19 protein-coding genes are annotated in these 23,261 nt (G+C 72.2%); 14 read left to right on the forward strand and 5 right to left on the reverse strand.

Annotated elements, in window-relative coordinates:
• Positions 1 to 9: 9 nt before the first annotated feature.
• Together AOA12_RS09420 and AOA12_RS22575 are read right to left on the reverse strand one after the other, a co-directional pair.
• Positions 10 to 447, reverse strand: coding sequence for a GNAT family acetyltransferase (locus tag AOA12_RS09420; protein WP_054682328.1), 438 nt, complete (start codon positions 445 to 447; stop codon positions 10 to 12).
• 91 nt (positions 448 to 538) lie between these two features.
• Positions 539 to 4,207, reverse strand: coding sequence for a choice-of-anchor I family protein (locus AOA12_RS22575; RefSeq protein ID WP_082406122.1), 3,669 nt, complete (start codon positions 4,205 to 4,207; stop codon positions 539 to 541).
• A gap of 180 nt (positions 4,208 to 4,387) precedes the next feature.
• On the opposite strand from AOA12_RS22575, the gene smc reads away from it, so the two are divergent.
• The 10 genes from smc to AOA12_RS09475 all read left to right on the forward strand — a co-directional run bounded on the left by smc (position 4,388) and on the right by AOA12_RS09475 (position 17,281).
• Positions 4,388 to 7,873 carry a chromosome segregation protein SMC gene (smc, locus tag AOA12_RS09430; protein ID WP_054682329.1) on the forward strand — a complete coding sequence of 1,162 codons (3,486 nt, stop codon included), beginning with the start codon at positions 4,388 to 4,390 and terminating at the stop codon, positions 7,871 to 7,873.
• 107 nt (positions 7,874 to 7,980) lie between these two features.
• Positions 7,981 to 8,850 (forward strand): signal recognition particle-docking protein FtsY, encoded by an 870-nt coding sequence (gene ftsY / locus AOA12_RS09435; protein ID WP_054682330.1) that lies wholly within the window; start codon positions 7,981 to 7,983, stop codon positions 8,848 to 8,850.
• A gap of 44 nt (positions 8,851 to 8,894) precedes the next feature.
• Entirely contained in the window at positions 8,895 to 9,395 is a 501-nt protein-coding gene (locus AOA12_RS09440; protein ID WP_054682331.1) for a DUF2004 domain-containing protein, read from the forward strand.
• A 70-nt stretch (positions 9,396 to 9,465) separates the two neighbouring features.
• The gene (gene ruvC, locus AOA12_RS09445) at positions 9,466 to 10,035 is read left to right on the forward strand and encodes a crossover junction endodeoxyribonuclease RuvC (RefSeq protein ID WP_054682332.1); all 570 of its coding nucleotides are present in this window, start codon (positions 9,466 to 9,468) and stop codon (positions 10,033 to 10,035) included.
• Between the two features lie 62 nt (positions 10,036 to 10,097).
• Positions 10,098 to 10,715, forward strand: a complete 618-nt coding sequence (ruvA, locus tag AOA12_RS09450) for a Holliday junction branch migration protein RuvA (RefSeq protein ID WP_054682334.1) — start codon at positions 10,098 to 10,100, stop codon at positions 10,713 to 10,715.
• A complete protein-coding gene (gene ruvB / locus AOA12_RS09455) occupies positions 10,708 to 11,742 on the forward strand; it encodes a Holliday junction branch migration DNA helicase RuvB (RefSeq protein WP_054682336.1) in 1,035 nt (344 codons plus the stop codon). The genes ruvA and ruvB overlap by 8 nt, the downstream gene beginning before the upstream one ends.
• A 75-nt stretch (positions 11,743 to 11,817) precedes the next feature.
• Positions 11,818 to 12,225 (forward strand): preprotein translocase subunit YajC, encoded by a 408-nt coding sequence (locus tag AOA12_RS09460; RefSeq protein ID WP_054682338.1) that lies wholly within the window; start codon positions 11,818 to 11,820, stop codon positions 12,223 to 12,225.
• A gap of 34 nt (positions 12,226 to 12,259) precedes the next feature.
• A complete protein-coding gene (secD, locus tag AOA12_RS09465; RefSeq protein ID WP_054682340.1) occupies positions 12,260 to 13,975 on the forward strand; it encodes a protein translocase subunit SecD in 1,716 nt (571 codons plus the stop codon).
• Positions 13,975 to 14,958, forward strand: a complete 984-nt coding sequence (gene secF / locus AOA12_RS09470; protein ID WP_054682342.1) for a protein translocase subunit SecF — start codon at positions 13,975 to 13,977, stop codon at positions 14,956 to 14,958. Before secD ends, secF begins: the two co-directional genes overlap by 1 nt.
• A gap of 55 nt (positions 14,959 to 15,013) precedes the next feature.
• The gene (locus AOA12_RS09475; protein ID WP_054682344.1) at positions 15,014 to 17,281 is read left to right on the forward strand and encodes a RelA/SpoT family protein; all 2,268 of its coding nucleotides are present in this window, start codon (positions 15,014 to 15,016) and stop codon (positions 17,279 to 17,281) included.
• Here the strand turns inward: AOA12_RS09475 and AOA12_RS09480 are convergent.
• From AOA12_RS09480 to AOA12_RS09490, 3 genes are all read right to left on the reverse strand, one after another.
• Positions 17,268 to 17,837 carry a hypothetical protein gene (locus AOA12_RS09480; RefSeq protein ID WP_054682346.1) on the reverse strand — a complete coding sequence of 190 codons (570 nt, stop codon included), beginning with the start codon at positions 17,835 to 17,837 and terminating at the stop codon, positions 17,268 to 17,270. The genes AOA12_RS09475 and AOA12_RS09480 overlap by 14 nt on opposite strands.
• Before the next feature lie 126 nt (positions 17,838 to 17,963).
• The gene (locus tag AOA12_RS09485) at positions 17,964 to 19,319 is read right to left on the reverse strand and encodes a DUF349 domain-containing protein (protein ID WP_335337374.1); all 1,356 of its coding nucleotides are present in this window, start codon (positions 19,317 to 19,319) and stop codon (positions 17,964 to 17,966) included.
• Positions 19,320 to 19,370: 51 nt separating this feature from the next.
• The gene (locus AOA12_RS09490; RefSeq protein ID WP_054682349.1) at positions 19,371 to 19,715 is read right to left on the reverse strand and encodes a hypothetical protein; all 345 of its coding nucleotides are present in this window, start codon (positions 19,713 to 19,715) and stop codon (positions 19,371 to 19,373) included.
• A gap of 179 nt (positions 19,716 to 19,894) precedes the next feature.
• Here AOA12_RS09490 and AOA12_RS09495 point away from each other — a divergent pair, with 179 nt between their 5' ends.
• The 4 genes from AOA12_RS09495 to AOA12_RS09510 all read left to right on the forward strand — a co-directional run bounded on the left by AOA12_RS09495 (position 19,895) and on the right by AOA12_RS09510 (position 23,211).
• Positions 19,895 to 21,241: a replication-associated recombination protein A gene (locus AOA12_RS09495; protein WP_054686928.1), complete on the forward strand. Its 1,347-nt coding sequence runs from the start codon at positions 19,895 to 19,897 to the stop codon at positions 21,239 to 21,241.
• A gap of 10 nt (positions 21,242 to 21,251) precedes the next feature.
• The gene (locus tag AOA12_RS09500) at positions 21,252 to 22,034 is read left to right on the forward strand and encodes a siderophore-interacting protein (RefSeq protein ID WP_054682350.1); all 783 of its coding nucleotides are present in this window, start codon (positions 21,252 to 21,254) and stop codon (positions 22,032 to 22,034) included.
• 204 nt (positions 22,035 to 22,238) lie between these two features.
• The gene (rpsD, locus tag AOA12_RS09505; RefSeq protein WP_054682351.1) at positions 22,239 to 22,868 is read left to right on the forward strand and encodes a 30S ribosomal protein S4; all 630 of its coding nucleotides are present in this window, start codon (positions 22,239 to 22,241) and stop codon (positions 22,866 to 22,868) included.
• Between the two features lie 73 nt (positions 22,869 to 22,941).
• Positions 22,942 to 23,211, forward strand: coding sequence for a YtxH domain-containing protein (locus AOA12_RS09510; RefSeq protein WP_054682352.1), 270 nt, complete (start codon positions 22,942 to 22,944; stop codon positions 23,209 to 23,211).
• Positions 23,212 to 23,261: the final 50 nt, after the last annotated feature.

A 23,261-nucleotide genomic window follows, 5' to 3' on the forward strand; every position in this document is an offset into this window, starting at 1 on the left:
GCGGCGCAGTCAGTCCTCGATGAGCCGCTTGCCGAGCACGAGCACGTCGTTCGCCTCGTAGCCGAGCGCGGCGTAGAAGCCCGTGGCGCGCCGGTTGTCGGATCGCACCATCAGCTGGGCCTTGGGGCAGCCCCGCACCTCGAGACGTCTCTCGACCTCGGCCACGAGCGCGCGACCCAGGCCCTGGCCGCGATGGCTGACGGCCGTGGCGAGGTAGTACATCCAGCCGCGATGCCCGTCGTAGCCGGCCATGACGCTGCCGACGATCCGGGACGCGTCCTCCGCGACGAGGAAGAGCTCGGGCTGCGAGGCGAGCTTGCGCGCGATATCGGCGCGCGGGTCGTTCCACGGGCGGGTCAGCCCGCAGGCCTCCCAGAGGGCGACGGTCTCGTCGGTGTCGCGTGCGTCGAACTCGCGGATCTCGGCGCGGGGCCTGCTGTCGGGCATGGCAGCACGGTATCGCGGATGCCGAAGGGGACACGCACGGTGGGGCCGGATGCCCGAGCATCCGGCCCCACCGTCACGTCGTCGCCGAGCGTCAGCCGGCGTGCCGGCGGCGCACCGCCAGCAGCACGCCACCGGCGATCAGCAGGAGCACGCCGAACGTCAGGCTCAGCGCGTACGGCGCCTCGCCGCCGGTGGCCGCGAGGCGGTCGGCCGCGTCGGCCGAGCCGCCGCCGTTGGAGCCGCTGCCGTGCGAGCCCTGTCCGCCGACGCCGTCGGTGGAGCCGCCGGGCGTGCCGGAGCCGCCGCCGTTCGCCCCCGGCTGCCCGCCGGGCGTGCCGCCCGTGCCGGGCTGGCCGCCACCGGGGGTCTGGCCGCTTCCGCCGCCGTTGCCGCCACCGGGAGCGCCGTTGCCATTGCCGCCGTCGTTCCCGCCGCCGCCGTTGTTGTTCCCGCCGTCGTTCCCGCCGCCGTTGTTCCCGCCGCCATTGTTGCCGCCGTCGCCACCGCCATTGTTCCCGCCCCCGCCGTTGCCCGACGCGACCTTGGCGCGGCCGAGCGGAGCGGGGTCCACGACGTCGTGCGCCGCGAAGTACGCGACGGTCGCCTGCAGGTCGACCTGTCCCGTGTCGGTGCGGTCGGCGCCGCTCGCGAACGTGACGAAGTTGTCACCGCCGTCGGCGAGGAACGAGTTCGTCACGACCGTGTACGTCGACGCGGGATCGATCGCCGCGCCGTTCAGCGTCATCGACACGATGCGCGCGCCGCGCGCGGCATCCGGGTCGTAGGTGTAGGCGAAGCCCTCCGACACGCCGAGGTGCAGCTTGGGCCGCGACGAGCCGTCGGGCTGCCACTGCTCCTCGAGCACCGACTTCAGCTGGGCGCCGGTGAGCGAGACGGTCACGAGCGTGTTCGCGAACGGCTGCACGTTCGCCACGTCGCGGAAGGTCATCGTGCCGTCGGTGCCGTAGAGCAGGTCGGCGCGCAGGCCGCCCGGGTTCATCAGGCCGATGACGGCGGGCGTCCCGACGTACTCGTCGTTCGACGTGGCCCACAGATAGAGGTCGGCGACGAGGTTGCCGAGCGAGGACTCCACCCCGCGGTCGTCGCCGGGAGGCGTTCCGCCGCGGAGGATGTCGGCGCTGATGCGCCCGACCTGCACGGCGCCCTCCTGCTCGGCGAGCTCGACGGCGGCGGCCACGATCTGCTCGACGACCGTGTTGACGCCGAACGCGGGCTGCTTGTCGACGACCAGCGGCACGAGCGAGGCGTCGATCGAGAGCAGGTCCTTCGTCGCGGCGTCCACCGAGATGTCGAGCTTGCCGAGCGTCGTGCCGTACTGGTGCGCCTGGATCACCGGCCGGCCGGCGATCTCGCACGAGTAGCGCTGGTGCGTGTGCGCCGACACGATCGCGTCGATGCTGTCGGCCGCGCCGCGGATCAGGTCGCCGTAGAGGGTGTCCTCGTCCGCGATCACGGCGCAGTCGTCGGAGTCGGAGCCCTCGTGCGTGAGCAGGATGGTCACGTCGGCGAGGCCGTCGCGCTCGATCCGCTCGGCGACGCGGTTCGCCGCCTCCAGCTGGTCGCCGAAGCCGATGTCCGCGATGCCGGCGGGGCTGACCATGGCGGCCGTCTGCTCGGTGACCGTGCCGATGAAGGCGACGCGCACGCCGTCGACCTCCTCGACCGCGAACTCGCGCAGGGCCGGCGTCGTCGTGCCCTTCTCGTACACGTTGGCGCCCAGGGCGAACCGGTCGTCGCCGTAGCGGGGGATGACCCGGTCCACGAGGTCGTCGAAGCCCTGGTCGAACTCGTGGTTGCCGACGACGCTCACGTCGAGGCCCGCCGCGACGAGCGCGTCGATCGTGGGGTTGTCGTCGTCGATGAACGAGGTGAACGTCGAGGCGCCGATGTTGTCGCCCGCCGAGACGAACAGCGTGTTCGGGTTCGCCGCGCGGAACGCGTCGACGGCGCCCGCGAGCACGGCCGCGCCCGCCTCGCCGTTCTCGTGGTTCGCCTCGATGCGGCCGTGGAAGTCGTTGATCGTGAGCACCTGCAGGTCGATCGTCGACGGCGCGAGCAGGTCGTCGATCTCGAACACCGTGGTCGTGCCTGACACCTCGTTGCCGACCGCGAGCAGCGGCGTGCCCGTGGGCGAGTCGCTCGCCGCGACGAAGGCCAGGCCCTCGGGACCGAGGTCGCCCGCGGCGGCGAGGTCGCCGCCGTCCTCGACCGACTGCGCGAAGTCGCGGTTGTTGACGTAGGTCACGAACGACGGGGCGGATGCCTCGGTCACGTCGTAGACGGCGACCCCGCCCACGCGCTCGAAGCCGATGAAGGCGTACGTGCGTCCGCTCAGCGTGCCGATCGCGACGGCCTCGGGCTCGGGGCCCTTGTCGTCGCTGCGGCTCTCGAAGCCCGACGCCGTGTGGTTGGAGTTCACGAAGTCGGGCGCGGCCGCGAAGGTGATCTCCTCGAACGCGGATCCCGAGTCCCACACGAGGTCGCCCGCGGTCGTCCAGATCGAGAAGGAGCGGCCGCCGAAGGCGTACAGCTCGCGGTAGCAGCCGGCGGCCTCGTCGAAGCCCGACTCCTTCGTGACGTTGAGGCGTCCGAGCCCGTCGTCGCCGAGGTGCGCCGCCAGCGGGCTGTCGGCGCACACGGGGCCGAAGCCGTCCTTGGGCTGGCCGTTCTTGTCCGCGAGGTCCTTGACGCGCGACGGCTCGACGTAGTCGCCCCACTCGCGGGCGTCGCCCTCGTTCGCCGTCACGAGGTAGGTCGCGCCGTCGGCGCCCGTGAACGACGCGATGGCGTCGGGCATGTACAGCCCCTTCAGCCCCTCGTACGTGCGCAGCGAGAAGACGCCGTCCCGGTCGCTCGGGTCGAGCGCGTTCGCGGCGACGCCGTGGTCCTTCGTGCCGAGCGGTGCGATCGAGGTCACCGTCGCCGTGTCGAGGTCGATCGTCGCGATCGCGTTCGCCTCCTGCAGCGTCGCGTACGCGGTGCCGCCCACGACCGTGATGTACTCGGGCTCGAGGTTGCGGCTGACCGGCAGGTCGGCGCCGTGCGGCTGCGGGCCGAAGACCCGCACGCCGGCGGGCAGCGCGCCGCCCTCGAAGGCGTGGAAGTCGGCGATGCGCACGTCGGCCTGCGCGGGGGCCGCGAGCGTCGAGGGCAGCGTCACGACGCCGATCGACCCTTCGGGGTCGATCTGGAAGTCGTCGGCGGGCTCGCCCTCGTTCGCGACCACCGCATAGCGCCCGTCGGCCGAGATCGCCACCATGTCGGGGAGCGCGCCGACCGTCACCGAGCCGAGCACGGCCGTCGCGGCGTCCTCCGCGGCGGCGTCGAAGAACACGAGGTGTCCCGGGTCGGTCTTCGTCGTCGCCTCGAACGCGATGACGCCGAGGCCGTCGGCGCGCACGGCGACCGAGTTCGCGACGCCGTCGGAGGAGATGGCGAACAGCTCGGTCATCGCGGTCGGGTCGGAGTAGTCGAGCACCGTGACCGAGCCGGCCAGTGCGTTGACGACGAAGAGGCGGTCGCCGTGCGCCTGCACGATCTCGGCGGCGGACTCGTCGAACACGCCCGTCTCGAAGCTGCCGATCGGGGTCAGGGTCAGCGCCGCGTCGGCGGCGGAGTGGACGATGGGGGCGTCGACGATCGCGGCGGATGCCGCGGTCACCGGAGCGAGCGCGAGCGCGCACGCGACGGCGGTCGCGGCGGTCATCGCGCCGGCGCGGCGTCGGGGATGCGAAGGCATGGGTGTCCTCGGGGTCGGTGACAGGTGCCCTCCCTGCGTACTCACCCGGGGTGACGGCGGAGTGAACGGCCGGCGACGGGGCGCTGTCGCGCGGGCGCCGCGATCAGGGCGCGTCAGCGCGGCGCGCGGCGGGGCGTCCGCTACCGTGGACGACAGTTCCGAGTCGCGGAGGCGCCCCGTATGCATCTCAAGAGCCTCACGCTCAAGGGCTTCAAATCGTTCGCGCAGCCGACGTCGTTCGTCTTCGAGCCCGGCGTCACGTGCATCGTGGGACCGAACGGATCGGGCAAGTCCAACGTCGTCGACGCGCTCGCATGGGTCATGGGCGAGCAGGGCGCGAAGACGCTGCGCGGCGGCAAGATGGAGGACGTCATCTTCGCCGGCACCGCGACGCGCGGCCCGCTCGGGCGCGCCGAGGTGCAGCTCACGATCGACAACGGCGACGGCGCCCTGCCGATCGAGTACAGCGAGGTGACGATCAGCCGCACGCTGTTCCGCAACGGCTCGAGCGAGTACGCGATCAACGGCGAGTCCTGCCGGCTGCTCGACGTGCAGGAGCTGCTGAGCGACTCGGGCCTGGGCCGCGAGATGCACGTGATCGTCGGCCAGGGTCGGCTCGACAACGTGCTGCAGGCGACGCCCGAGGACCGCCGCGGGTTCATCGAGGAGGCCGCGGGCATCCTGAAGCACCGGCGCCGCAAGGAGAAGACGCTGCGCAAGCTCGAGGCGATGCAGGCGAACCTCACGCGCCTGAGCGACCTCGCCGGCGAGGTGCGCCGTCAGCTCAAGCCGCTGGGCAAGCAGGCCGAGATCGCGCGCGAGGCGGCATCCATCGCCGCGGTCGTGCGCGACGCGAAGGCGCGCCTGCACGCGGACGAGCTCGTGGCGCTGCGCACGCAGCTCGCCGACCACGCGCGCAACGAGCAGGAGCGTCACGCCGAGCGCATCGTGCTGCAGGACGAGGCCGATCAGCTCAAGCGCCGCATCGCGGAGCTCGAGGGGCAGCGCCGGTCGGAGGCCGTCGATGCGGCGAGGGCGACCGCGTTCGCCCTCGAGCAGGTGCAGGAGCGCCTGCGCGGACTGTACGGGCTCGCGGGTCAGCGCCTCGCGCTGCTCGAGGACGACGGCGGGCTCGTGCTCGACGTGACGACGGTCTCGCAGGCCGCGATCGACGAGGCGCGCGCGGAGAACGACGAGGTCGCAGCGGGCATCGGCGAGGTGCAGGATGCCGCGGAGGCCGCGTCGCGCGACGTGACCCGGGCCCGGGCCGAGCTCGACGCCCTCGACGCCGACATCGCCGCGCAGAGCGCCCTCGTCTCGGAGCACGACATGCGGCTCACGGCGCTGCGCGGGTCCGCGAAGGCCGCGGCCTCGCGGCTGGAGGCGGTGCGCGCGGCCGTCGAGCGGCAGGAGCGCGCGCTGGATGCCGCACGTCAGCGCCGCGCGGAGGCCGAGGCGGCGCTCGCCGGCATCGACACGAGCGCGGCGCCGCAGGGGTCCACCGACGAGTACGCGACGGCCTACGAGCAGGCCCAGCGCGACGCGACCGAGGCCGAGACCGCGGTGGGCGAGTTGCGCGAGCGGCTGCACGTCGCGGAGCGCGAGATCGACGCGCTCACGGCCCAGACCACGGCGCTCGGCCGAGCGCTCGACGTGCGCAACGCGGCGGCGGCGCTCATCGAACGCGGCGGCGAGGGCGTGCGCGGGCTCGTCGGCGACGCCGTGAAGGTGCGCAAGGGCTTCGAGACGGCGATCGCCGCCGCGCTGGGATCGCTCGCCGAGGGCGTGCTCGTCGACGACGTCGGGGCGGCGCGCGTGCTGGCCGCCGACGCCCGCGGCGCCGACCTCGGCGTCGTCGACATCGTCGTCGCCGCGGTCGAGCGCGGCGCGGCGGGCCCGCCCGGCGGGCTGACGCCGGCGGGCGAGGTCGTGACCGCGCCCCCGGGCGTCCTCACCGTGCTCGCCGGCGTCGCGATCGCCGACGACCTCGACGCCGCGCACGCCGCCGTCGCGGACGCCGAGGGGCCGCTCACGGTCGTCACGCGGGACGGCGAGGTCGTCACGGCGGCGACCGTGCGCGCGGGATCCGGCGCGAACCGGTCGCGTCTCGAGCTCGCGGCCGAGCGCGACGCGGCCCGCGCCCGCCACGACGAGCTGGTCGTCGTCGCCGACGCGCTGCGGGATGCCCTGGCCGAGGCGCAGCGCCGGTGGGATGACGCGCGCCGGCGCACGCGGGAGTCGCTCGCGGCGCTGCGCGAGCACGACGCCGCCCTGGCCGCGCACTCCGAGCAGCTCAATCGCGCGACCGTGCGCCTGGAGTCGGCGGTCGCCGAGTGCGAGCGGCTGGAGGCCGGCGTCGCGCAGGCGCAGAGCGCCGTCGCCGAGGCGGAGAACGCAGCGCGGGCGGCCGACGCCGAGCTCGCGCGCGCCGAGGACACGCCGCGGCCCATCCTCGACGCGTCGGCGCGCGACGAGCTGCTCGCCGCGCTCGAGGAGGCGCGCGAGGCCGAGATGCGCGCGCGCCTCGACGTCGAGACGCTGCGCGAGCGCGTGCGCGCGGGGCAGGCGCGCGTCGTGCAGCTGGAGCGGCAGCGCGAGCGTGAGCGCGCGGCCGCCGAAGAGGCGGCGCGCCGGGCCGTGATCCGCCGTCAGCAGCGTGAGATCGCCGCCGAGGTCGCCGACCAGCTGCCGGCCCTGCTCGACTCGGTCGACCGGTCGGTGACGCAGGCGCGCGTGGCGCTGCAGCTCGCCGAGCGGGCCCGCACCGAGCTGTCGGCGCAGCTGCGCGACCTGCGGGGCAGGGAGTCGACGGTGCGGGAACGCCTCGCGGTGCTGACCGAGAGCGTGCACGGCCTCGAGCTGCAGATGCACGAGAAGCGGCTGCACGTGACGAGCCTGCTGGAGCGCGTGGCATCCGAGCTCGCCCTCGACGAGGAGATCCTCGTCGCCGAGTACGGACCCGACCAGCCCGTCCCCGCCGACGGCGAGGACGCCGATCCCGTGCCGTTCGACCGCGCGCGGCAGCGCAAGCGGCTGCAGGAGGCGGAGCGCAAGCTCGTGCAGCTCGGCCGGGTGAACCCGCTCGCCCTGGAGGAGTTCGCCGCGCTGGAGCAGCGGCACGCGTTCCTCACGGAGCAGCTCGCCGACCTGACCCGCACCCGGCAGGACCTGCTCACGATCATCGACGAGCTCGACGAGCGGATGCAGACGATCTTCCTGGCCGCCTTCGAGGACACCCGCACGGCCTTCACCGAGGTGTTCCCGATCCTGTTCCCCGGCGGCACCGGCAGCATCTCGCTGACCGACCCCGACAGCCCCCTCACGACCGGCATCGAGGTCGCGGTGCGGCCGGTCGGCAAGAAGATCGAGCGGCTGTCGCTGCTGTCGGGCGGCGAGCGGTCGCTCGCCGCGGTCGCCTTCCTCACCGCGATCTTCACGGCGCGGCCGAGCCCCTTCTACATCCTCGACGAGGTCGAGGCGGCCCTCGACGACGCCAACCTCGGCCGCCTGCTCGGCGTGTTCGAGAAGCTCCGCTCGTCGAGCCAGCTCATCGTCATCACGCACCAGAAGCGCACCATGGAGATCGCCGACGCGCTCTACGGCGTGTCGATGCGCCAGGACGGCGTGTCGGCCGTCGTCGGCCAGCGCGTGCGCGCCGCCGAGTGAGGGCGCCACGATCCTGCCCGCGCGGCGGAGATCTCTCGCGCCGCGGCAGGAGACCGCCGCCATCGCGGGGCAGGATGGCGGAGCGGCGGCGGCCTTAGGGTGGATGCATGGCGGAGAAGTGGTCACTCGGGCGCGCGCTGCGCGGCATGTTCGTCAAGCCGACGATCGACGAGACAACCTGGGACGATCTGGAGACGGCGCTCATCACCGCCGACTTCGGCCCCGACATCACCGAGCAGATCGTCGACGACCTGCGCGAGAAGGTCGAGCGGTACCGCACGACGGACCCGCGTGACCTGCAGCGGATGCTCAAGGAGTCGCTCGAGGAGCGCTTCGCGCGCTTCGACACGACCCTGAAGCTCACCGAGCGTCCCGCGGTCGTGCTCGTCGTGGGCGTGAACGGCGTCGGCAAGACGACGACGATCGGCAAGTTCGCCAAGTTCCTGCAGCGCTACGGGCGCTCGGTCGTCGTCGGCGCCGCCGACACGTTCCGCGCCGCCGCGGTCGACCAGCTCGCGACGTGGGCCGAGCGCGGGGGAGCGCAGATCGTGCGTCCGCAGCAGGAGGGGCAGGACCCGGCCTCCGTCGCCTTCCAGACGATCGACTACGCCAAGCGCACCGGCACCGAGATCGTGCTCGTCGACACGGCCGGGCGGCTGCACACCAAGGGCGGGCTCATGGACGAGCTCACCAAGATCCGTCGTGTCATCGAGAAGCAGGCCCCGATCAGCGAGGTGCTGCTCGTGCTCGACGCCACGACGGGGCAGAACGGGGTCATGCAGGCCGAGGCGTTCCTCGAGCACGCCGGTGTGACGGGACTCGTGCTCACGAAGCTCGACGGCTCGGCCAAAGGCGGCTTCGTGCTGGCGGTGCAGGAGCGCACCGGCATCCCGGTGAAGCTGCTCGGCCAGGGCGAGGGCATCGGCGACCTGACGGGCTTCACACCGCACGTGTTCGCGGCGTCGCTCGTGGAGTAGTCTTCGGGGTCGCGCGCGGCGGCCGGGGCTGGTTGTATGGAGGCATGGCCATCGAGCACGACTACTTCGGACTGTTGGAGACGGGCCCGGACGGCTCGATCTTCTGGTCGTCGGAGGTGGACTTCGGCGACCAGCGCGTCGTCGTGGATCTGACCGCGCCCGACCAGGAGGACGTCTCGGCCCACGCCCTCGACGTCGCCGCCTCGATGATCCTCGCCCTGGAGGGCATCGACCTGCAGGCGCGCAACGCGATGGTCTCCGAGCTCGACGATCGCACGAGCGAGGTGACCGAGTACATCCTGCAGGCGCAGGAGCGCCACGGCGAGGAGATCACCGACTTCCTCACGGAGCTGACCGGCGACGTGCACATCGACGTCATCCAGTCGATGCAGCTCGTGAGCATGACGATCCTGGCCGACGAGCTCGGCGGCTCCGACCCGTTCGCCGTGCTGGAGTACTGCCTCGACCTGGATGACACCGACGCCGTGCTGCTGGTGAACCTGCACAGCGACGGCTCCGTGCAGTCCGTCACGAGCGCCGACTAGCGCTCTCCGACGTCGGCGGACTCGCGGCGCAATGCGCCCTGGACGCCGTCGAGCCGCGTAGCGTGGGGGAGTGGCATCCGCTCTTCGCGTTCTCGGAGTCGACCCCGGCCTCACCCGCTGCGGCGTCGGGATCGTCGACGTGCGGCCCGACCGCACGGCGCGCCTCGTGCACGTCGGCGTGCTGCGCACCCCGCCGGAGCTGGCGATCGAGCGGCGTCTCGCGCTCATCGCGGAGGGACTGCGCGCGACCGTGGCCGAGCACCGGCCACACGTCGTCGCGGTCGAGCGCGTCTTCTCGCAGCAGAACCGCCACACGGTCATGGGCACCGCGCAGGCCAGCGGCATCGCGCTGCTGGTCGCCGCCGAGAACGGGCTGCCCGCCGCCACGCACACCCCCTCCGAGGTGAAGGCCGCGGTCACGGGCTACGGCTCGGCCGACAAGCGTCAGGTGCAGGCGATGATCGCCCGCGTGCTCCGCCTCGACACGCCTCCGCAGCCTGCGGACGCCGCCGACGCGCTCGCCCTGGCCCTCTGCCATGCGTGGCGGGGGGGCGCCCCGGGTCCCGCCGCGCCCTCCGCGGGGACGCTGACGCCCGCGCAACGCGCGTGGATGGATGCCGAACGTCTCTCCCGCCGCTGATCCGCCGCCCGCCGCGGCGTGTCGGTCGAACAAACATCCGAATCGAATCCTAGGCTATCGACATGATCTCCTCTCTGCGCGGCGTCGTGCTCCTCATCGACGCCGACCTGCTGGTCGTCGACGTCGGGGGAGTCGGCTTCTCGGTCGCGGTCTCGCCGCAGCTCGCGCGCGCGTCGCACGTCGGCGACGAGATCACGCTGCACACGAGCCTCATCGTGCGCGACGACGCGTTCTCGCTCTTCGGGTTCCCGGACCGCGAGGAGCTCACGGTCTTCACCCAGCTGCTCGGCGTCTCGGGCGTCGGCCCCAAATCGGCGATGGGGGTGCTGTCGTCGCTCACGGTCGACCAGATCGCCGACGCCGTCGCCGCCGAGGACGACGCCCCGTTCCGCCGGGTCTCCGGCATCGGCCCGAAGACCGCGAAGCTCATCGTCGTGCAGCTCGCGGGCAAGATCGACCTGGCGCGCGCGCGGCCGGCGGGCCCGGCATCCGCCCCCGCCGCGGGCGTCGCCGCCCAGGTGGTGTCGGCGCTCGTGTCGCTCGGCTGGAACCAGCGGGTCGCCGACGAGGTCGTCACGGATGTCACGGGCGCCTCCGACGCGCCCGACAGCGTGCCCGCCCTGCTGAAGCTCGCCCTCGCGCAGCTCGGCCCCGCACGTGCGGAGAAGACCGGTGCCTGATCCGCGCGATCCCGGCCTCGCCGAGGACGAGACCGAGCTCGCCGTCGAGGGCGCGCTGCGTCCCGGCTCGCTCGGCGAGTTCGTCGGGCAGCACAAGGTGCGCGGACAGCTGCAGCTGCTGCTCGACGCGGCCCGCATCCAGCAGCGTCCGCCCGACCACATCCTGCTGTCGGGCCCTCCGGGCCTCGGCAAGACGACGCTCGCGATGATCGTCGCGCACGAGAGCGAGCGCCCCCTCCGTCTGTCGAGCGGCCCGGCGATCCAGCACGCGGGCGACCTCGCCGCCCTCCTGTCGAGCCTCGTGCCCGGCGAGGTGCTGTTCATCGACGAGATCCATCGCATGGCGCGGTCGGCCGAGGAGATGCTCTACCTCGCGATGGAGGACTTCCGCATCGACATCATGGTGGGCAAGGGCGCCGGCGCGACGAGCATCCCGCTCGACCTGGCTCCGTTCACGCTCGTGGGCGCGACGACGCGCGCGGGCCTGCTGCCGAACCCGCTGCGCGACCGCTTCGGCTTCACGGCGCACCTGGAGTACTACGAGCCGGCGGAGCTCGAGCAGGTCATCGAGCGCTCCGCGCTCGTGATCGGCGTCGACCTGCGACCCGAGTCGCGCGCCGAGATCGCGCGCCGGTCGCGCGGCACGCCGCGCATCGCCAACAGGCTGCTGCGCCGCGTGCGCGACTACTCCGTCGTGCACGGCAGCCCGCGGGGCGGCGCGGTCCCGACGGGATCGGTGTCGGCGGCGCTCGACCTCTACGACGTCGACGAGATCGGGCTCGACCGTCTCGACCGCGCCGTGCTCGACGCGCTCGTGCGCCGGTTCCGCGGCGGCCCCGTGGGTCTCAGCACGCTGGCCGTGACGGTCGGGGAGGAGGGCGAGACGATCGAGTCGGTCGTGGAGCCCTACCTCGTGCGCATCGGACTGATGGGACGCACGCCCCGCGGCCGCATCGCGACGCCGGAGGCCTACGCGCATCTCCGTGTTCCGCATGCCGAGCAGGCCCTGAGACTCGATGACCTATAATCGCTGGAGGCTTTCGCCGTCCTTCCTCTTCCCGCGCCGCTGCGCCGTGCCCACCGTGAAAGGTGACCCGACTCTATGATCTTCGCTACGACGCCAGCCACCGAGCAGCAGCCCGGATTCGGCGCGATGGACCTCCTCTTCCCCCTCGTGCTCGTCGCGTTGATCGTCTTCATGTTCTGGAGCTCGCGGCGCCGCACGAAGCGCATGAAGGAGGAGCAGGAGGCGAAGGCGCGGCAGATGCTGCCCGGCGTCGAGGTGCTGCTGCAGGGCGGGCTGTACGGAACCCTCGTCGAGTTCGACGGCGAGGACCTCTCGCGTCCCGCGGTCGTGGAGCTCGCCCCCGGCGTGCAGATCAAGGTGCACAGCCAGGGCATCCTCCGCGTCGTCGAGCCCGAGGGCACCGACGTCCCCGGCGACGACCTCATCGACGACGCCACGCCGGACGACGTGACGCCCGACGGCGACGACAAGCCCAAGGCCTGATCCCCCCTCACTTTCCCGGAAAGCTGCCCGCACCGTGGCCACACCAACACCCGTTCGCCATGCCTGGCGCGCGCTGACAGCGCTGCTGGCGATCATCGCCGTGCTCTTCGGCATCAACGCCCTCGGCGTGCACGTCTTCGAGCGCAGCTCCTGGGTCCCCGAGCTCGCGCTCGACCTGCAGGGCGGCACGCAGATCGTCCTCGAGGCGCAGACGCCCGACGGCGCCAACCCCTCGGCGGAGCAGCTCGACCAGGCCGCCTCGATCATCCGCCAGCGCGTCGACGCCTCCGGCGTGAGCGAGCCGCACATCACGACGCAGGCGGGCAACCAGATCGTCGTGCAGATCCCGGGCCAGGCCGACGAGGACACGCGCAACCGCATCGAGGCGGCGGCGCAGCTCCAGCTGCGCGCGGTGATCTTCACGGGTGCGCCGGCCACGTCGTTCGTGGGCGAGGACGGGGTCGAGACGCCGTATCCGTCCCCCGACCCCACGCTCAACGCCACCCCCACGGCGGAGCCGACGGACGGATCCGATCCCGCGTGGATCACCGACGCGCTGTACGCGCAGTTCCTCGCGCACGACTGCGCGGATCCGGCCAACGACCCCGCGAGCGCTCCCGTCGATCAGCCGCTCATCACGTGCGACCGGGAGGGCGGGGCGAAGTACATCCTCGGGCCCGTCGAGCTCGACGGGTCGTCGATCGCCGACGCGACGAACGGCGTCAACCCGCAGAACGGGCAGTGGTCGGTCAACATCCGCTTCGACGAGTCCGGCACGGAGGCCTTCGGCGCCGTCAGCCAGCGCGTGTTCGGCCTGGAGAGCCCCCGCAACCAGTTCGCGTTCGTGCTCGACGGCTCCGTGCTCACGGCCCCGCGGATGAACTCCGTCATCCTCGACGGCCGTCCGCAGATCACCGGCAACTTCGACCAGGAGTCGTCGAAGACGCTCGCCGACCAGCTGAAGTACGGCGCGCTGCCGATCAGCTTCGAGGTGCAGAGCTCCAGCTCGATCTCCGCGACGCTCGGCTCGCAGCAGCTGCAGATCGGCCTCGTGGCGGGCCTCATCGGCCTCGCGCTCGTCGCGCTGTACTCGCTCATCGTCTATCGCGCGCTCGGCTTCGTCATCATCGCCTCGCTCGCCGTGATGGGCGTGCTCACGTATCTCACGCTGTGCATCCTGGCGTGGCGCATGGGATTCCGGCTCTCGCTCGCCGGCGTCGCGGGCCTGATCGTCACGATCGGGTTCACGGCCGACTCGTTCATCGTGTACTTCGAGCGCATCCGCGACGAGCTGCGCGACGGCAAGTCGATCACGAGCGCGGTCGAGGACGGATGGGCGCGCGCGAAGCGCACGATCTACATCTCGAAGTCGATCAACATCCTCGCCGCGGTCGTGCTGTACATCCTCGCCGACGCGACGGTGAAGGGCTTCGCCTTCACGCTGGGCCTGACGACGTTCATCGACATCCTCATCTTCATCCTGTTCACGCACCCCGTGATGCAGCTCGCGGCGCGCTCGCGCTTCTTCGGATCCGGGCATCCGCTGTCGGGCATGGATCCCACCGCGCTCGGCGCCGTCTATCGCGGGCGCGCCCAGTTCCGCGCCCCCGTCACCGCCGGCGGCGGGACCGCCGCCGAACGGCGCGCGTCGCGCTCGCGCGGCGAGGCCGTCAAGCGGCAGACGATCGCGGAACGGAAGCAGGCCGAGCTCGAGGCCGGGATCGGCGCGGGCAAGGGAGAGGATCGCTGATGCGCACCATGACGCAGGTCGGCAACGACCTCTACACCGGCAAGACCTCGTTCCCGTTCGTCGCCCGGCGGCGGCTGTGGTTCATCATCGCCGCGCTGCTCGTGATCGGCTCCGCGCTCGTGCTCGTCGTCAAGCCGCCGCAGTTCTCGATCGAGTTCACCGGCGGATCGCAGTTCACCGTCAACAACGTGCAGTCGACGGACCAGCTGCTCGCGAGCGACGCCGTCCGGTCGGTCGTCTCCGACGCGACGGCGCACGTCACGACCGTCGGCGAGGACGCGATCCGCGTGCAGACGAACCAGATGACGGATGCCGAGACGCGCGCCGTCACGGCCGCGCTGGCCGAGGCGTACGGCGTCTCGACCGACGAGGTCAGCTCGTCGTTCATCGGCCCGGCCTGGGGGCAGGACGTCACGCGGCAGTCGCTGTGGGGCCTCGCGATCTTCCTCGCGCTGACCTTCATCGTGCTCGCGATCTACTTCCGCACCTGGAAGATGTCGGTCGCCGCGATCATCGGCCTGCTCGACGTGCTGATCATCACGGTCGGCATCTACGCGCTCTGCGGGTTCGAGATCTCGCCCGCCGCCGTGATCGGCTTCCTCACGATCCTCTCCTACTCGCTGTACGACACCACGGTCGTGTTCGACAAGATCCGGGAGACGACGAGCGAGGAGGGGACGTCGCGGCTGTTCGGCGAGTCGGTCAACCTCGGCGTCAACCAGACGCTCGTCCGCTCGATCAACACGACGGTCGTCGCGGCCATCCCGACCGGCGCGATCCTGTTCATCGGCGCGCTCTGGCTCGGCGCGCAGACGCTCACCGACATCTCGCTGTCGATCTTCGTCGGCACGATCGTCGCGGCGTACTCGACCCTCTTCGTCGCCGCCCCGCTGTTCTCCCTCATGCGCGAGGGCGAGCCGGAGATCCGCGCGCACGACGCCCGCATCCTCGCGGCCCGGGCCAAGGAGGCGGGCGACGTCTGAGCGACCCCTCCGGCGGGCATAGGATGAGGGCGTTGCACAGTGTGGAGGTGAGGGCATGGCCGATACGGTGACCCCGCCCGCCTCCGGCTCGCCGCAGTCGCCGAGCCTGCGCCGCCTGGTGCCGCGGATCTTCTCGCGCGCGGCCTCGCGCGACGGCGTCGACCAGCTGATCCGCACCGTGCGCACGCATCACCCCAAGGGCGATCTCGCGATCATCGAGCAGGCCTATTCGGTCGCCGCCGCCGCGCACGCGTCGCAGAAGCGCCAGAGCGGCGAGCCCTACATCACGCACCCGCTCGCCGTCGCCGAGATCCTCGCGGATCTGGGCCTCGGCCCGCGGGCCGTCGCGGCGGCGCTGCTGCACGACACGGTCGAGGACACCGATTACAGCCTCGAGCAGCTGACGCACGACTTCGGCGACGAGGTGGCGATGCTCGTCGACGGCGTCACCAAGCTCGACAAGGTCACCTACGGCGACGCGACGCAGGCCGAGACCGTGCGCAAGATGATCGTCGCGATGTCGAAGGACATCCGCGTTCTGCTCATCAAGCTCTCCGACCGCCTGCACAACGCGCGCACCTGGGGGTTCGTGCCGCCCGAGAAGGCCGCGAAGAAGGCCACCGAGACGCTGGAGATCTACGCCCCGCTGGCCAACAGGCTCGGCATCCAGGCGATCAAGAACGAGCTCGAGGACCTCTCGTTCGCCGTGCTGCACCCCAAGCTCTACGCCGAGATCGACAGCCTCGTCAAGCAGCGCACACCGCAGCGCGAGCAGTACGTGCACACGGTGATCGACGCCGTCGAGGACGATCTGCGCGAGCTGCGCATCCGCGGCCGCGTCATGGGCCGCCCGAAGCAGCTGTACTCGGTGTACCAGAAGATGGTCGTGCGCGGTCGCGAGTTCGACGACATCTACGACCTCATCGGCATCCGCGTGATCGTCGGCACCGTGCGGGACTGCTACGCGGTGCTCGGGGCGATCCACGCGCGCTGGACGCCGCTGCCGGGCCGGTTCAAGGACTACATCGCGACGCCGAAGTTCAACCTCTACCAGTCGCTGCACACGACCGTGATCGGTCCCGGCGGACGCACCGTCGAGATCCAGATCCGCACGCACGAGATGCACCACCAGGCCGAGTACGGCGTCGCGGCGCACTGGAAATACAAGGAGCAGGCCAACGGCGGCAAGGGCAGCACGTCCTCGGTCGACGCGGACATGGCCTGGCTCGCGCACATCTCCGACTGGCAGGCCGAGACGGCGGACCCGGGCGAGTTCCTCGACTCGCTGCGCTTCGAGATCGGCGCCAAGGAGGTCTACGTCTTCACGCCCAAGGGCCGCGTGATCGGGCTGCCCGCGGGCGCGACGCCCGTCGACTTCGCCTACGCCGTGCACACCGAGGTCGGTCACCGCACGATGGGCGCGAAGGTCAACGGCCGGCTCGTGCCGCTGGAGTCCGAGCTGCACTCGGGCGACGTCGTCGAGGTGTTCACCTCGAAGAACCCCGACGCGGGCCCGAGCCAGGACTGGCTGGGCTTCGTCAGGAGCACGCGTGCGCGCAGCAAGATCCGCGGCTGGTTCACGAAAGAGCGGCGCGACGAGGCGATCGAGCAGGGCAAGGATGCCATCGCACGCGCGATGCGACGTCAGAACCTGCCGCTGCAGCGGCTCATGCAGCAGGAGTCGATCGCCGAGGTCGCCCGCCAGCTGCGCTACGAGGACGTCACGGCCCTGTACGCCGCGGTCGGTGAAGGGCACGTCTCGACGCAGTCGGTGATCGAGAAGGTCGCCGCGATCGTCGCCGCGCAGGAGGACACCGCGACGGGCCCGATCGACCTGCCGCGCGTGGGTCGCTCGAAGGCGCCGCGCGGGGGAGACTCCGGCGTGCTCGTGCGAGGCGCGCCCGACATCCTGGTCAAGCTCGCGAAGTGCTGCACGCCCGTTCCCGGCGACGAGATCCTCGGCTTCGTCACCCGGGGCAGCGGCGTCTCGGTGCACCGCTCCGACTGCACGAACGTCGCCGCGCTGCGCGCCAACCCCGAGCGTCTCATCGACGTGACGTGGGCGCCGACGTCGAAGAGCGTCTTCCTGGTGCAGATCCAGGTCGAGGCGCTCGACCGCTCGGGCCTGCTCAGCGACGTCACGCGCGTGCTCAGCGAGCACCACGTGAACATCCTGTCGGCCACGGTGCAGACGACCGACGACAGGCTCGCGCTGAGCCGCTTCGTCTTCGAGATGGGCGACACCGTGCACCTCGACCGCGTGCTCAACGCCGTGCGGCGCATCGACGCCGTGTACGACGTCTACCGCGTCACGACCTCGTGAGGGCCGCGACCTCCTGAGCGCGGCGGCGCAGGTGCGCCAGCGCCGCGCGCTTGTGGTGCACGGGCGGGGCGGCGGCGAGCCATCGGGCCGTGCGGTCGACGAGGCCGGGCCGCCAGGCGATCATCGCGGCGATCGTCGCCTCCGCGTCGGACATGCCGGCGCAGCGGTCGCGCACCAGATCGGCGAGCGTGCGCTCGGGCGTGCTCACCAGCATGCCGCCGACCTCGCACATGTGCGCGAGCGGAAGGCGCTGGTCGGAGTAGTCGATCCGCGCATCGACGATGCGGTGCACGCGGGTGTCCGACGCCCGCTGCAGCGTCAGCCGCACCGGGAGGTCGGCGAGGGCGCCGTGCACCCACGCCGCGGTCGCGCGCGTCGCCGCGAGCTGCGACGGCACGACGCCGCGCAGCGAGCGCCCGCGCAGATCGGCCGTCTCGACGGCGTCGGTGGGCATGAAGGCCTCGCCGATCTCCGTGAGGTCGCCGTCGATGCGCGCGGCCGTCAGCTCGGCCGGCGAGAACCGGTCACCGGGACGGTAGAGGTAGAGCGAGCCCATACCGGCATGATCGCGCAGTGGCGGCGGTCCGCACGGCCAGGAGCCGTCCATCTGTGGACAACATCGCGATCGCGCGCGATGGGGACGAGGAGTGCCCTCGCCCCGGGTCTCGCCCGCGTGCGACGACTACGCGTTGCCGCCGAGCGCGGTGAGCCACGCCTTGCGCGCGTCGAGGGCCTCCTGCGCCCGCGCGATCTTGCCGCGGTCGCCGGTCTGCTGCGCGGCCACCAGCTCGGCCTCGAGCTTGGCGATCGCGTCACGCAGTTGCTGGGTCATGTCGTTCTGACGCGCCTTGGTCTCGGGGTTGCTGGCCTTCCACTCGGCGTCCTCGCGGCTCTTGACGGCCTGCTCGACCTTGCGCAGCTGGTCGTCGAGGGAGCGCTCCGTCTCACGCGGATAGATGCGGCCGAGATCGTCCCAGCGGCGCTGGATGCTCGTGAGCAGCGCGCGCGCCCGCGCGACGTCCTTCTCCGTGCCGATCGCCGCCGCCTCGTCGAGCAGCGCGCGCTTGGCGTCGATCTTCTCCTTGGAGGCCTCGTTCTCCGCCGTCTCGCGGTCGGTGCGCGCGCCGTAGAGCACGTCGCCGGCGGCCTTGAACCGCACCCACAGGGCGTCGTCGGCCTTGCGGCCCGCCCGCCCGGCCGACTTCCACTCGTCGAGCAGAGCGCGATACGCGGGGATGCCGTCCTCGCCGCGGCTGGCGAGCGCCTCGGCGCGCTCGATGAGGCGCGTCTTGGCCGCCTGGGCGTTCTTGTGCGCGGCATCGAGGCTCGCGTAGAACTCGCGGCGGTGCTTGTCGACGACCGAGCGCGCGTCGCGGAAGCGCTTCCACAGCTGCTGCGCCGTCGACTTGGGCAGCCGCGGCCCGAAGGCCTGGTGCCGCTGCCACTGCTCGAACAGCGCGGTCACATCGGCGGAGGTCTGCTTCCACTGGATGCGCTGGGGATCGCGCGCGGCGATCGCCTCCATCTGCTCCACGATGCCGGTGCGCTCGGCCACGGCGGCGGCGAGGGCCTCGCGCTGGGCCTGCTGCTCCTCGACGGAGGCCTCGGAGAGGTCGGACTCCAGCGCGTCGAGGCGCGCGTGCAGCGCGGCCAGGTCGCCGACCGCGGCGGCGTCGGTGATGCGCCCGCGCACGGTCTTGACGGTCGAGCGGAGATCCGACGCCGAGCGGCCGCCGCGGCGGTAGCGCACCTCGAGCAGCGTGACCTCGCCGGCGAGGTCGGCGTACTTCCGCTCGAAGTAGGCGAGCGCCTCCTCCGGCGTTCCGTCGGGGTACTGGCCGACGACGCGCCACTGGTCGCCCTCGCGCACCGAGACCGTGCCGTCGGGATCGACGCGGCCCCAGGGGCCGGGGTCGGCGGAGTCGGCGGTCGCGACCGCCTCGTTCTCGGTCGCGGGCGCGGCCTCGGACTCGGCGGTGGAGTCGCCTGCGGGGGTCTCGCTGGAAGCGGACTCGGGGGAGATGGCGTCGTCAGTCACGGGATACCTCATCGCGGCGGGATCCGCCTGGTGGTTCGAACGAGCTTCAGCCTACCGGGCGGCACCCGGCGCCGTCGCCGAAGGGGTCGCGGAGGGGGTGCTCGGGGCGGGATCGGGGGTGCTCGGCGGGGGAGCGCTCACGCTCGGAGAGGGCGCGTCGGGCGTGGGCGACACGCTCGGCGACGGCGACGGGGACGGGGCACCGGCGCCGACCGTGAAGTACGCGGTCTGGCCGGCGACGATCGCGATCAGCAGCAGGCCGCCGCCGACGCCCGCGATGAGGTTGTCGCGCCGCCGCCGCGAGATCACCCCGTCATGGAACCGCTGTCGCGCCTCGTAGACCCGCGCGCGGTCGCGTGCGGCGCGCGCCGCCTTCTTGTCGTTGCCCGTTGCCACAGAGACTGCCTCTCTCCCGGTTTCCCGGGCCGCCTCCAGAGTACTGGGCGCCATCGCCCGGCGGACGATCGTGCGACATCGGCGCGGGGATGCCGCGACGCCGTGTCGGTGCCCGCGATTAGCCTGGATGCGTGACCCCTGCTGCCCTCTTCCACGGCCAGACGCCCCTGGCCGTGCGCATGCGCCCCACGTCGCTCGACGAGGTCGCCGGGCAGTCGCATCTCTTGCGCCCGGGGTCGCCGCTCGTGGCGCTGGCCGACCCGGCCACCTCGTCGGGCAGCGCCGTCTCGGTGATCCTGTGGGGGCCGCCGGGAACGGGCAAGACGACCCTCGCGCAGGCGATCGCCCGCACGTCGGGGCGGCGCTTCGTGGAGCTGTCGGCCGTGACCGCCGGGGTCAAGGACGTGCGCGAGGTCATGCACGACGCGATGACGCAGCGCGACCTGTACGGCGCGTCGACGATCCTGTTCCTCGACGAGATCCACCGGTTCACGAAGGCGCAGCAGGACGCGCTGCTGCCGGGCGTCGAGAACGGCTGGGTCATCCTCATCGCCGCCACGACCGAGAACCCGTCGTTCTCGGTGATCTCGCCGCTGCTGTCGCGTTCGCTGCTGCTGACGCTGCAGCCCCTCACCGACGCGGACCTCGGCGTGCTGATCGATCGTGCCGTGGCCGACGCGCGCGGGCTGGCCGGGGCCGTCGAGGTGTCCGCGGAGGCGCGGACGGCCCTGATCAGCCTCGCGTCGGGGGATGCGCGCCGCGCCCTGACCTCGCTCGAGGCCGCGGCGTCCATGGTCGAGGCCGCCGACGGAGACGACGACGAGAGCGGGGACGACGGTGAGAGCGGGGACGATGGTGGCGAGACGCCGGTCGTCACGGCCGAGCACGTCGCGCAGGCCGTCGACCGCGCCCTGCTGCGATACGACCGGCAGGGCGACGAGCACTACGACGTGATCAGCGCGTTCATCAAGTCGATCCGCGGCTCAGACGTGGATGCCGCGATGCACTACCTCGCGCGGATGATCGAGGCGGGGGAGGACCCGCGGTTCATCGCGCGCCGGCTCGTGATCTCGGCGGCCGAGGACATCGGGCTCGCCGATCCGCAGGCCCTGCAGATCGCCGTCGCCGCGGCCGACGCCGTCGCGTTCATCGGCATGCCCGAGGGGCGGATCCCGCTCGCCGAGGCGACCGCCTACCTCGCGACGACGGCGAAGTCGAACGCGGCGTGCATGGCTCTCGAGCAGGCGATCGCCGACGTGCGCGCGGGCGGGTTCGGTCGCGTGCCCGTGCATCTGCGCGACGCGCACTATCCCGGCGCGAAGCGGCTGGGGCACGGCAAGGGGTACGTCTATCCGCACGATCTGGAGGTCGGCGTCGCGCGCCAGCAGTACCTCCCCGACGAGCTGCGGGGCCGGCGCTACTACGAGCCCACCGCGCGCGGCGTCGAACGCGAGATCGGGCCGCGCCTCGACAAGATCCGCAAGATCCTCGGCGACGACGGGCCCCCGTCCGGCTCCGGCCGGTAGCGTGGGGGAGATGGCCCTCTCCTCGCGCACCGCAGCACGCCCCCCGCGTCCCACGATCGACCTCGTCGTCGTGTCGTCGACGTTCCTCACCCCGCACCTCGTGCGCGTGACCCTCGGCGGACCGGGCTTCGCGCAGTTCGAGGACCGGCCCGAGACCGACAAGTACGTCAAGCTGCGCTTCACGACGCCCGCGCCCGAGTCGCTGCCCGTGACGCGCACCTACACCGTGCGCCGCGTCGACGCGGCGGCGCAGACGCTGGACATCGACTTCGTCGTGCACGGCGACGAGGGCCTGGCCGGACCGTGGGCGGCGAGCGTGCGGCCCGGCGCGACGATCTCGCTCTTCGGGCCCGGCGGAGGCTACGCTCCCGATGCCGCCGCCGACTGGTACCTGTTCGCGGGCGACCTCTCGGCGGTGCCGGCGATCGCCGCCGGTCTCGAGGCCCTGCCGGCCGACGCCGTCGGCGATGTGCTCATCGAGATCGACGCCGACGACGCCGTGATCGAGCTGGCGGCGCCCGCGGGCGTGGCGGTGCGCTGGATCCTCGACACGGGCCACGACGCGGGCACGCTCGCGGCCTCGGTGCGCGGGCTCGCCTGGCGCGAGGGACGTGCGAACGTCTTCGCGCACGGCGAGCGCGAGTCGATGAAGGCCCTGCGCCGGCTGCTCTTCGACGAGCGCGGGCTGGAGCGCGCGCAGGTGTCGCTCTCGGGCTACTGGGCGCGCGGGCGCACGGAGGACCGCTTCCAGGCCGAGAAGCGCGAGCCGATCGGGCAGATCTTCCCCGACTGACCGGCTCGTCGCACGTGTGGCCGCGCGGGTCGCGGCTTCGGCACCTGATAAGATGGACCGGCTCGAGACCGTGTTCTCGGGCATCCCCCTTCTCTGATCACGACCTCTCGGCGTGCTCCGGCGTGCAGTCCGACGAGGGCGAGAAGCGGGAGATACGTCCGCGAGCCGTGAAAGACACGGCCGCGTCATCGGAAGGAGAGCTTCGTGGTCACGAAGTCTCAGGACCGCCGCAAGGTCCGCCTGTCGCGCGCGCTCGGCGTCGCGCTGACCCCGAAGGCCGCCCGCTACCTGGAGAAGCGTCCCTACGCCCCCGGCGAGCACGGCCGCACCAAGCGCAAGGCCGACAGCGACTACGCCGTCCGCCTGCGCGAGAAGCAGCGTCTGCGCGAGCAGTACGGCATCCGCGAGAAGCAGCTGCGCATCCAGTTCGAGGAGGCCCGCCGCAAGGACGGCCTGACCGGTGAGAACCTGGTCGAGCAGCTGGAGATGCGTCTCGACGCGCTCGTGCTGCGCGCCGGATTCGCCCGGACGACGGCGCAGGCGCGCCAGCTCGTCGTGCACCGCCACATCCTCGTCGACGGTCAGCTCGTCGACCGCCCGTCGTTCCGCGTGAAGCCGGGCCAGCTCATCCACGTCAAGGGGAAGAGCGAGTCGCTCGAGCCGTTCCAGGTCGCCGCCGTCGGCGGTCACGCCGAGGTCCTGCCCCCCGTTCCGGGCTACCTCGAGGTCGAGCTCGACAAGCTGCAGGCCCGTCTCGTGCGTCGCCCCAAGCGTGCCGAGGTCCCGGTCGTCTGTGACGTCCAGCTCGTCGTCGAGTACTACGCGGCGCGCTGACGCTCGCGTCCCCACACCGAAGGGCGCCGGGACTCCCCGGCGCCCTTCGGCGTTTGCGCCTAACATGGAACCCATGAAGAACGTGCTCTGGTTCGTGCTGGGGATCGCCGGCGGCTTCGTCGTGGCGCACTTCGTCAACAAGGACCCGCGCGGGCACGAGCTTCTCGCCGAGGTCGACGCGCGCATCTCCGAGTTCACCGACCGCATCGGTGAGGCCTACCGCGACCAGGAGGCCCAGATCGCAGAGCTCGCCGAGAAGGCGAAGGACACGGCATCCGATGTCGTCGACGCCGCCCGCGAGGCGCTGACCGACGCGGCCGACGCCGTCACCGACAAAGACTGACCCCCCGCTCGCCCCGCGCCCTCCGGGCCGGGGATGAGCCATGCCCGAGG

The sequence above is a fragment of the Microbacterium sp. No. 7 genome, from assembly GCF_001314225.1.
Classification (GTDB): Bacteria; Actinomycetota; Actinomycetes; order Actinomycetales; family Microbacteriaceae; genus Microbacterium.

What these genes read in the sequence shown, in the direction of transcription:
- AOA12_RS09460 (WP_054682338.1), top strand. Translation starts at nt 11,818, where the DNA reads ATGATCTTCGCTACGACGCCAGCCACCGAGCAGCAGCCCGGATTCGGC.
- AOA12_RS22575 (WP_082406122.1), bottom strand. Translation starts at nt 4,207, where the DNA reads ATGCCTTCGCATCCCCGACGCCGCGCCGGCGCGATGACCGCCGCGACC.
- AOA12_RS09475 (WP_054682344.1), top strand. Translation starts at nt 15,014, where the DNA reads ATGGCCGATACGGTGACCCCGCCCGCCTCCGGCTCGCCGCAGTCGCCG.
- AOA12_RS09480 (WP_054682346.1), bottom strand. Translation starts at nt 17,837, where the DNA reads ATGGGCTCGCTCTACCTCTACCGTCCCGGTGACCGGTTCTCGCCGGCC.
- smc (WP_054682329.1), top strand. Translation starts at nt 4,388, where the DNA reads ATGCATCTCAAGAGCCTCACGCTCAAGGGCTTCAAATCGTTCGCGCAG.
- AOA12_RS09420 (WP_054682328.1), bottom strand. Translation starts at nt 447, where the DNA reads ATGCCCGACAGCAGGCCCCGCGCCGAGATCCGCGAGTTCGACGCACGC.
- secF (WP_054682342.1), top strand. Translation starts at nt 13,975, where the DNA reads ATGCGCACCATGACGCAGGTCGGCAACGACCTCTACACCGGCAAGACC.
- ftsY (WP_054682330.1), top strand. Translation starts at nt 7,981, where the DNA reads ATGGCGGAGAAGTGGTCACTCGGGCGCGCGCTGCGCGGCATGTTCGTC.
- AOA12_RS09500 (WP_054682350.1), top strand. Translation starts at nt 21,252, where the DNA reads ATGGCCCTCTCCTCGCGCACCGCAGCACGCCCCCCGCGTCCCACGATC.
- AOA12_RS09510 (WP_054682352.1), top strand. Translation starts at nt 22,942, where the DNA reads ATGAAGAACGTGCTCTGGTTCGTGCTGGGGATCGCCGGCGGCTTCGTC.
- ruvA (WP_054682334.1), top strand. Translation starts at nt 10,098, where the DNA reads ATGATCTCCTCTCTGCGCGGCGTCGTGCTCCTCATCGACGCCGACCTG.
- AOA12_RS09440 (WP_054682331.1), top strand. Translation starts at nt 8,895, where the DNA reads ATGGCCATCGAGCACGACTACTTCGGACTGTTGGAGACGGGCCCGGAC.
- AOA12_RS09495 (WP_054686928.1), top strand. Translation starts at nt 19,895, where the DNA reads ATGCGCCCCACGTCGCTCGACGAGGTCGCCGGGCAGTCGCATCTCTTG.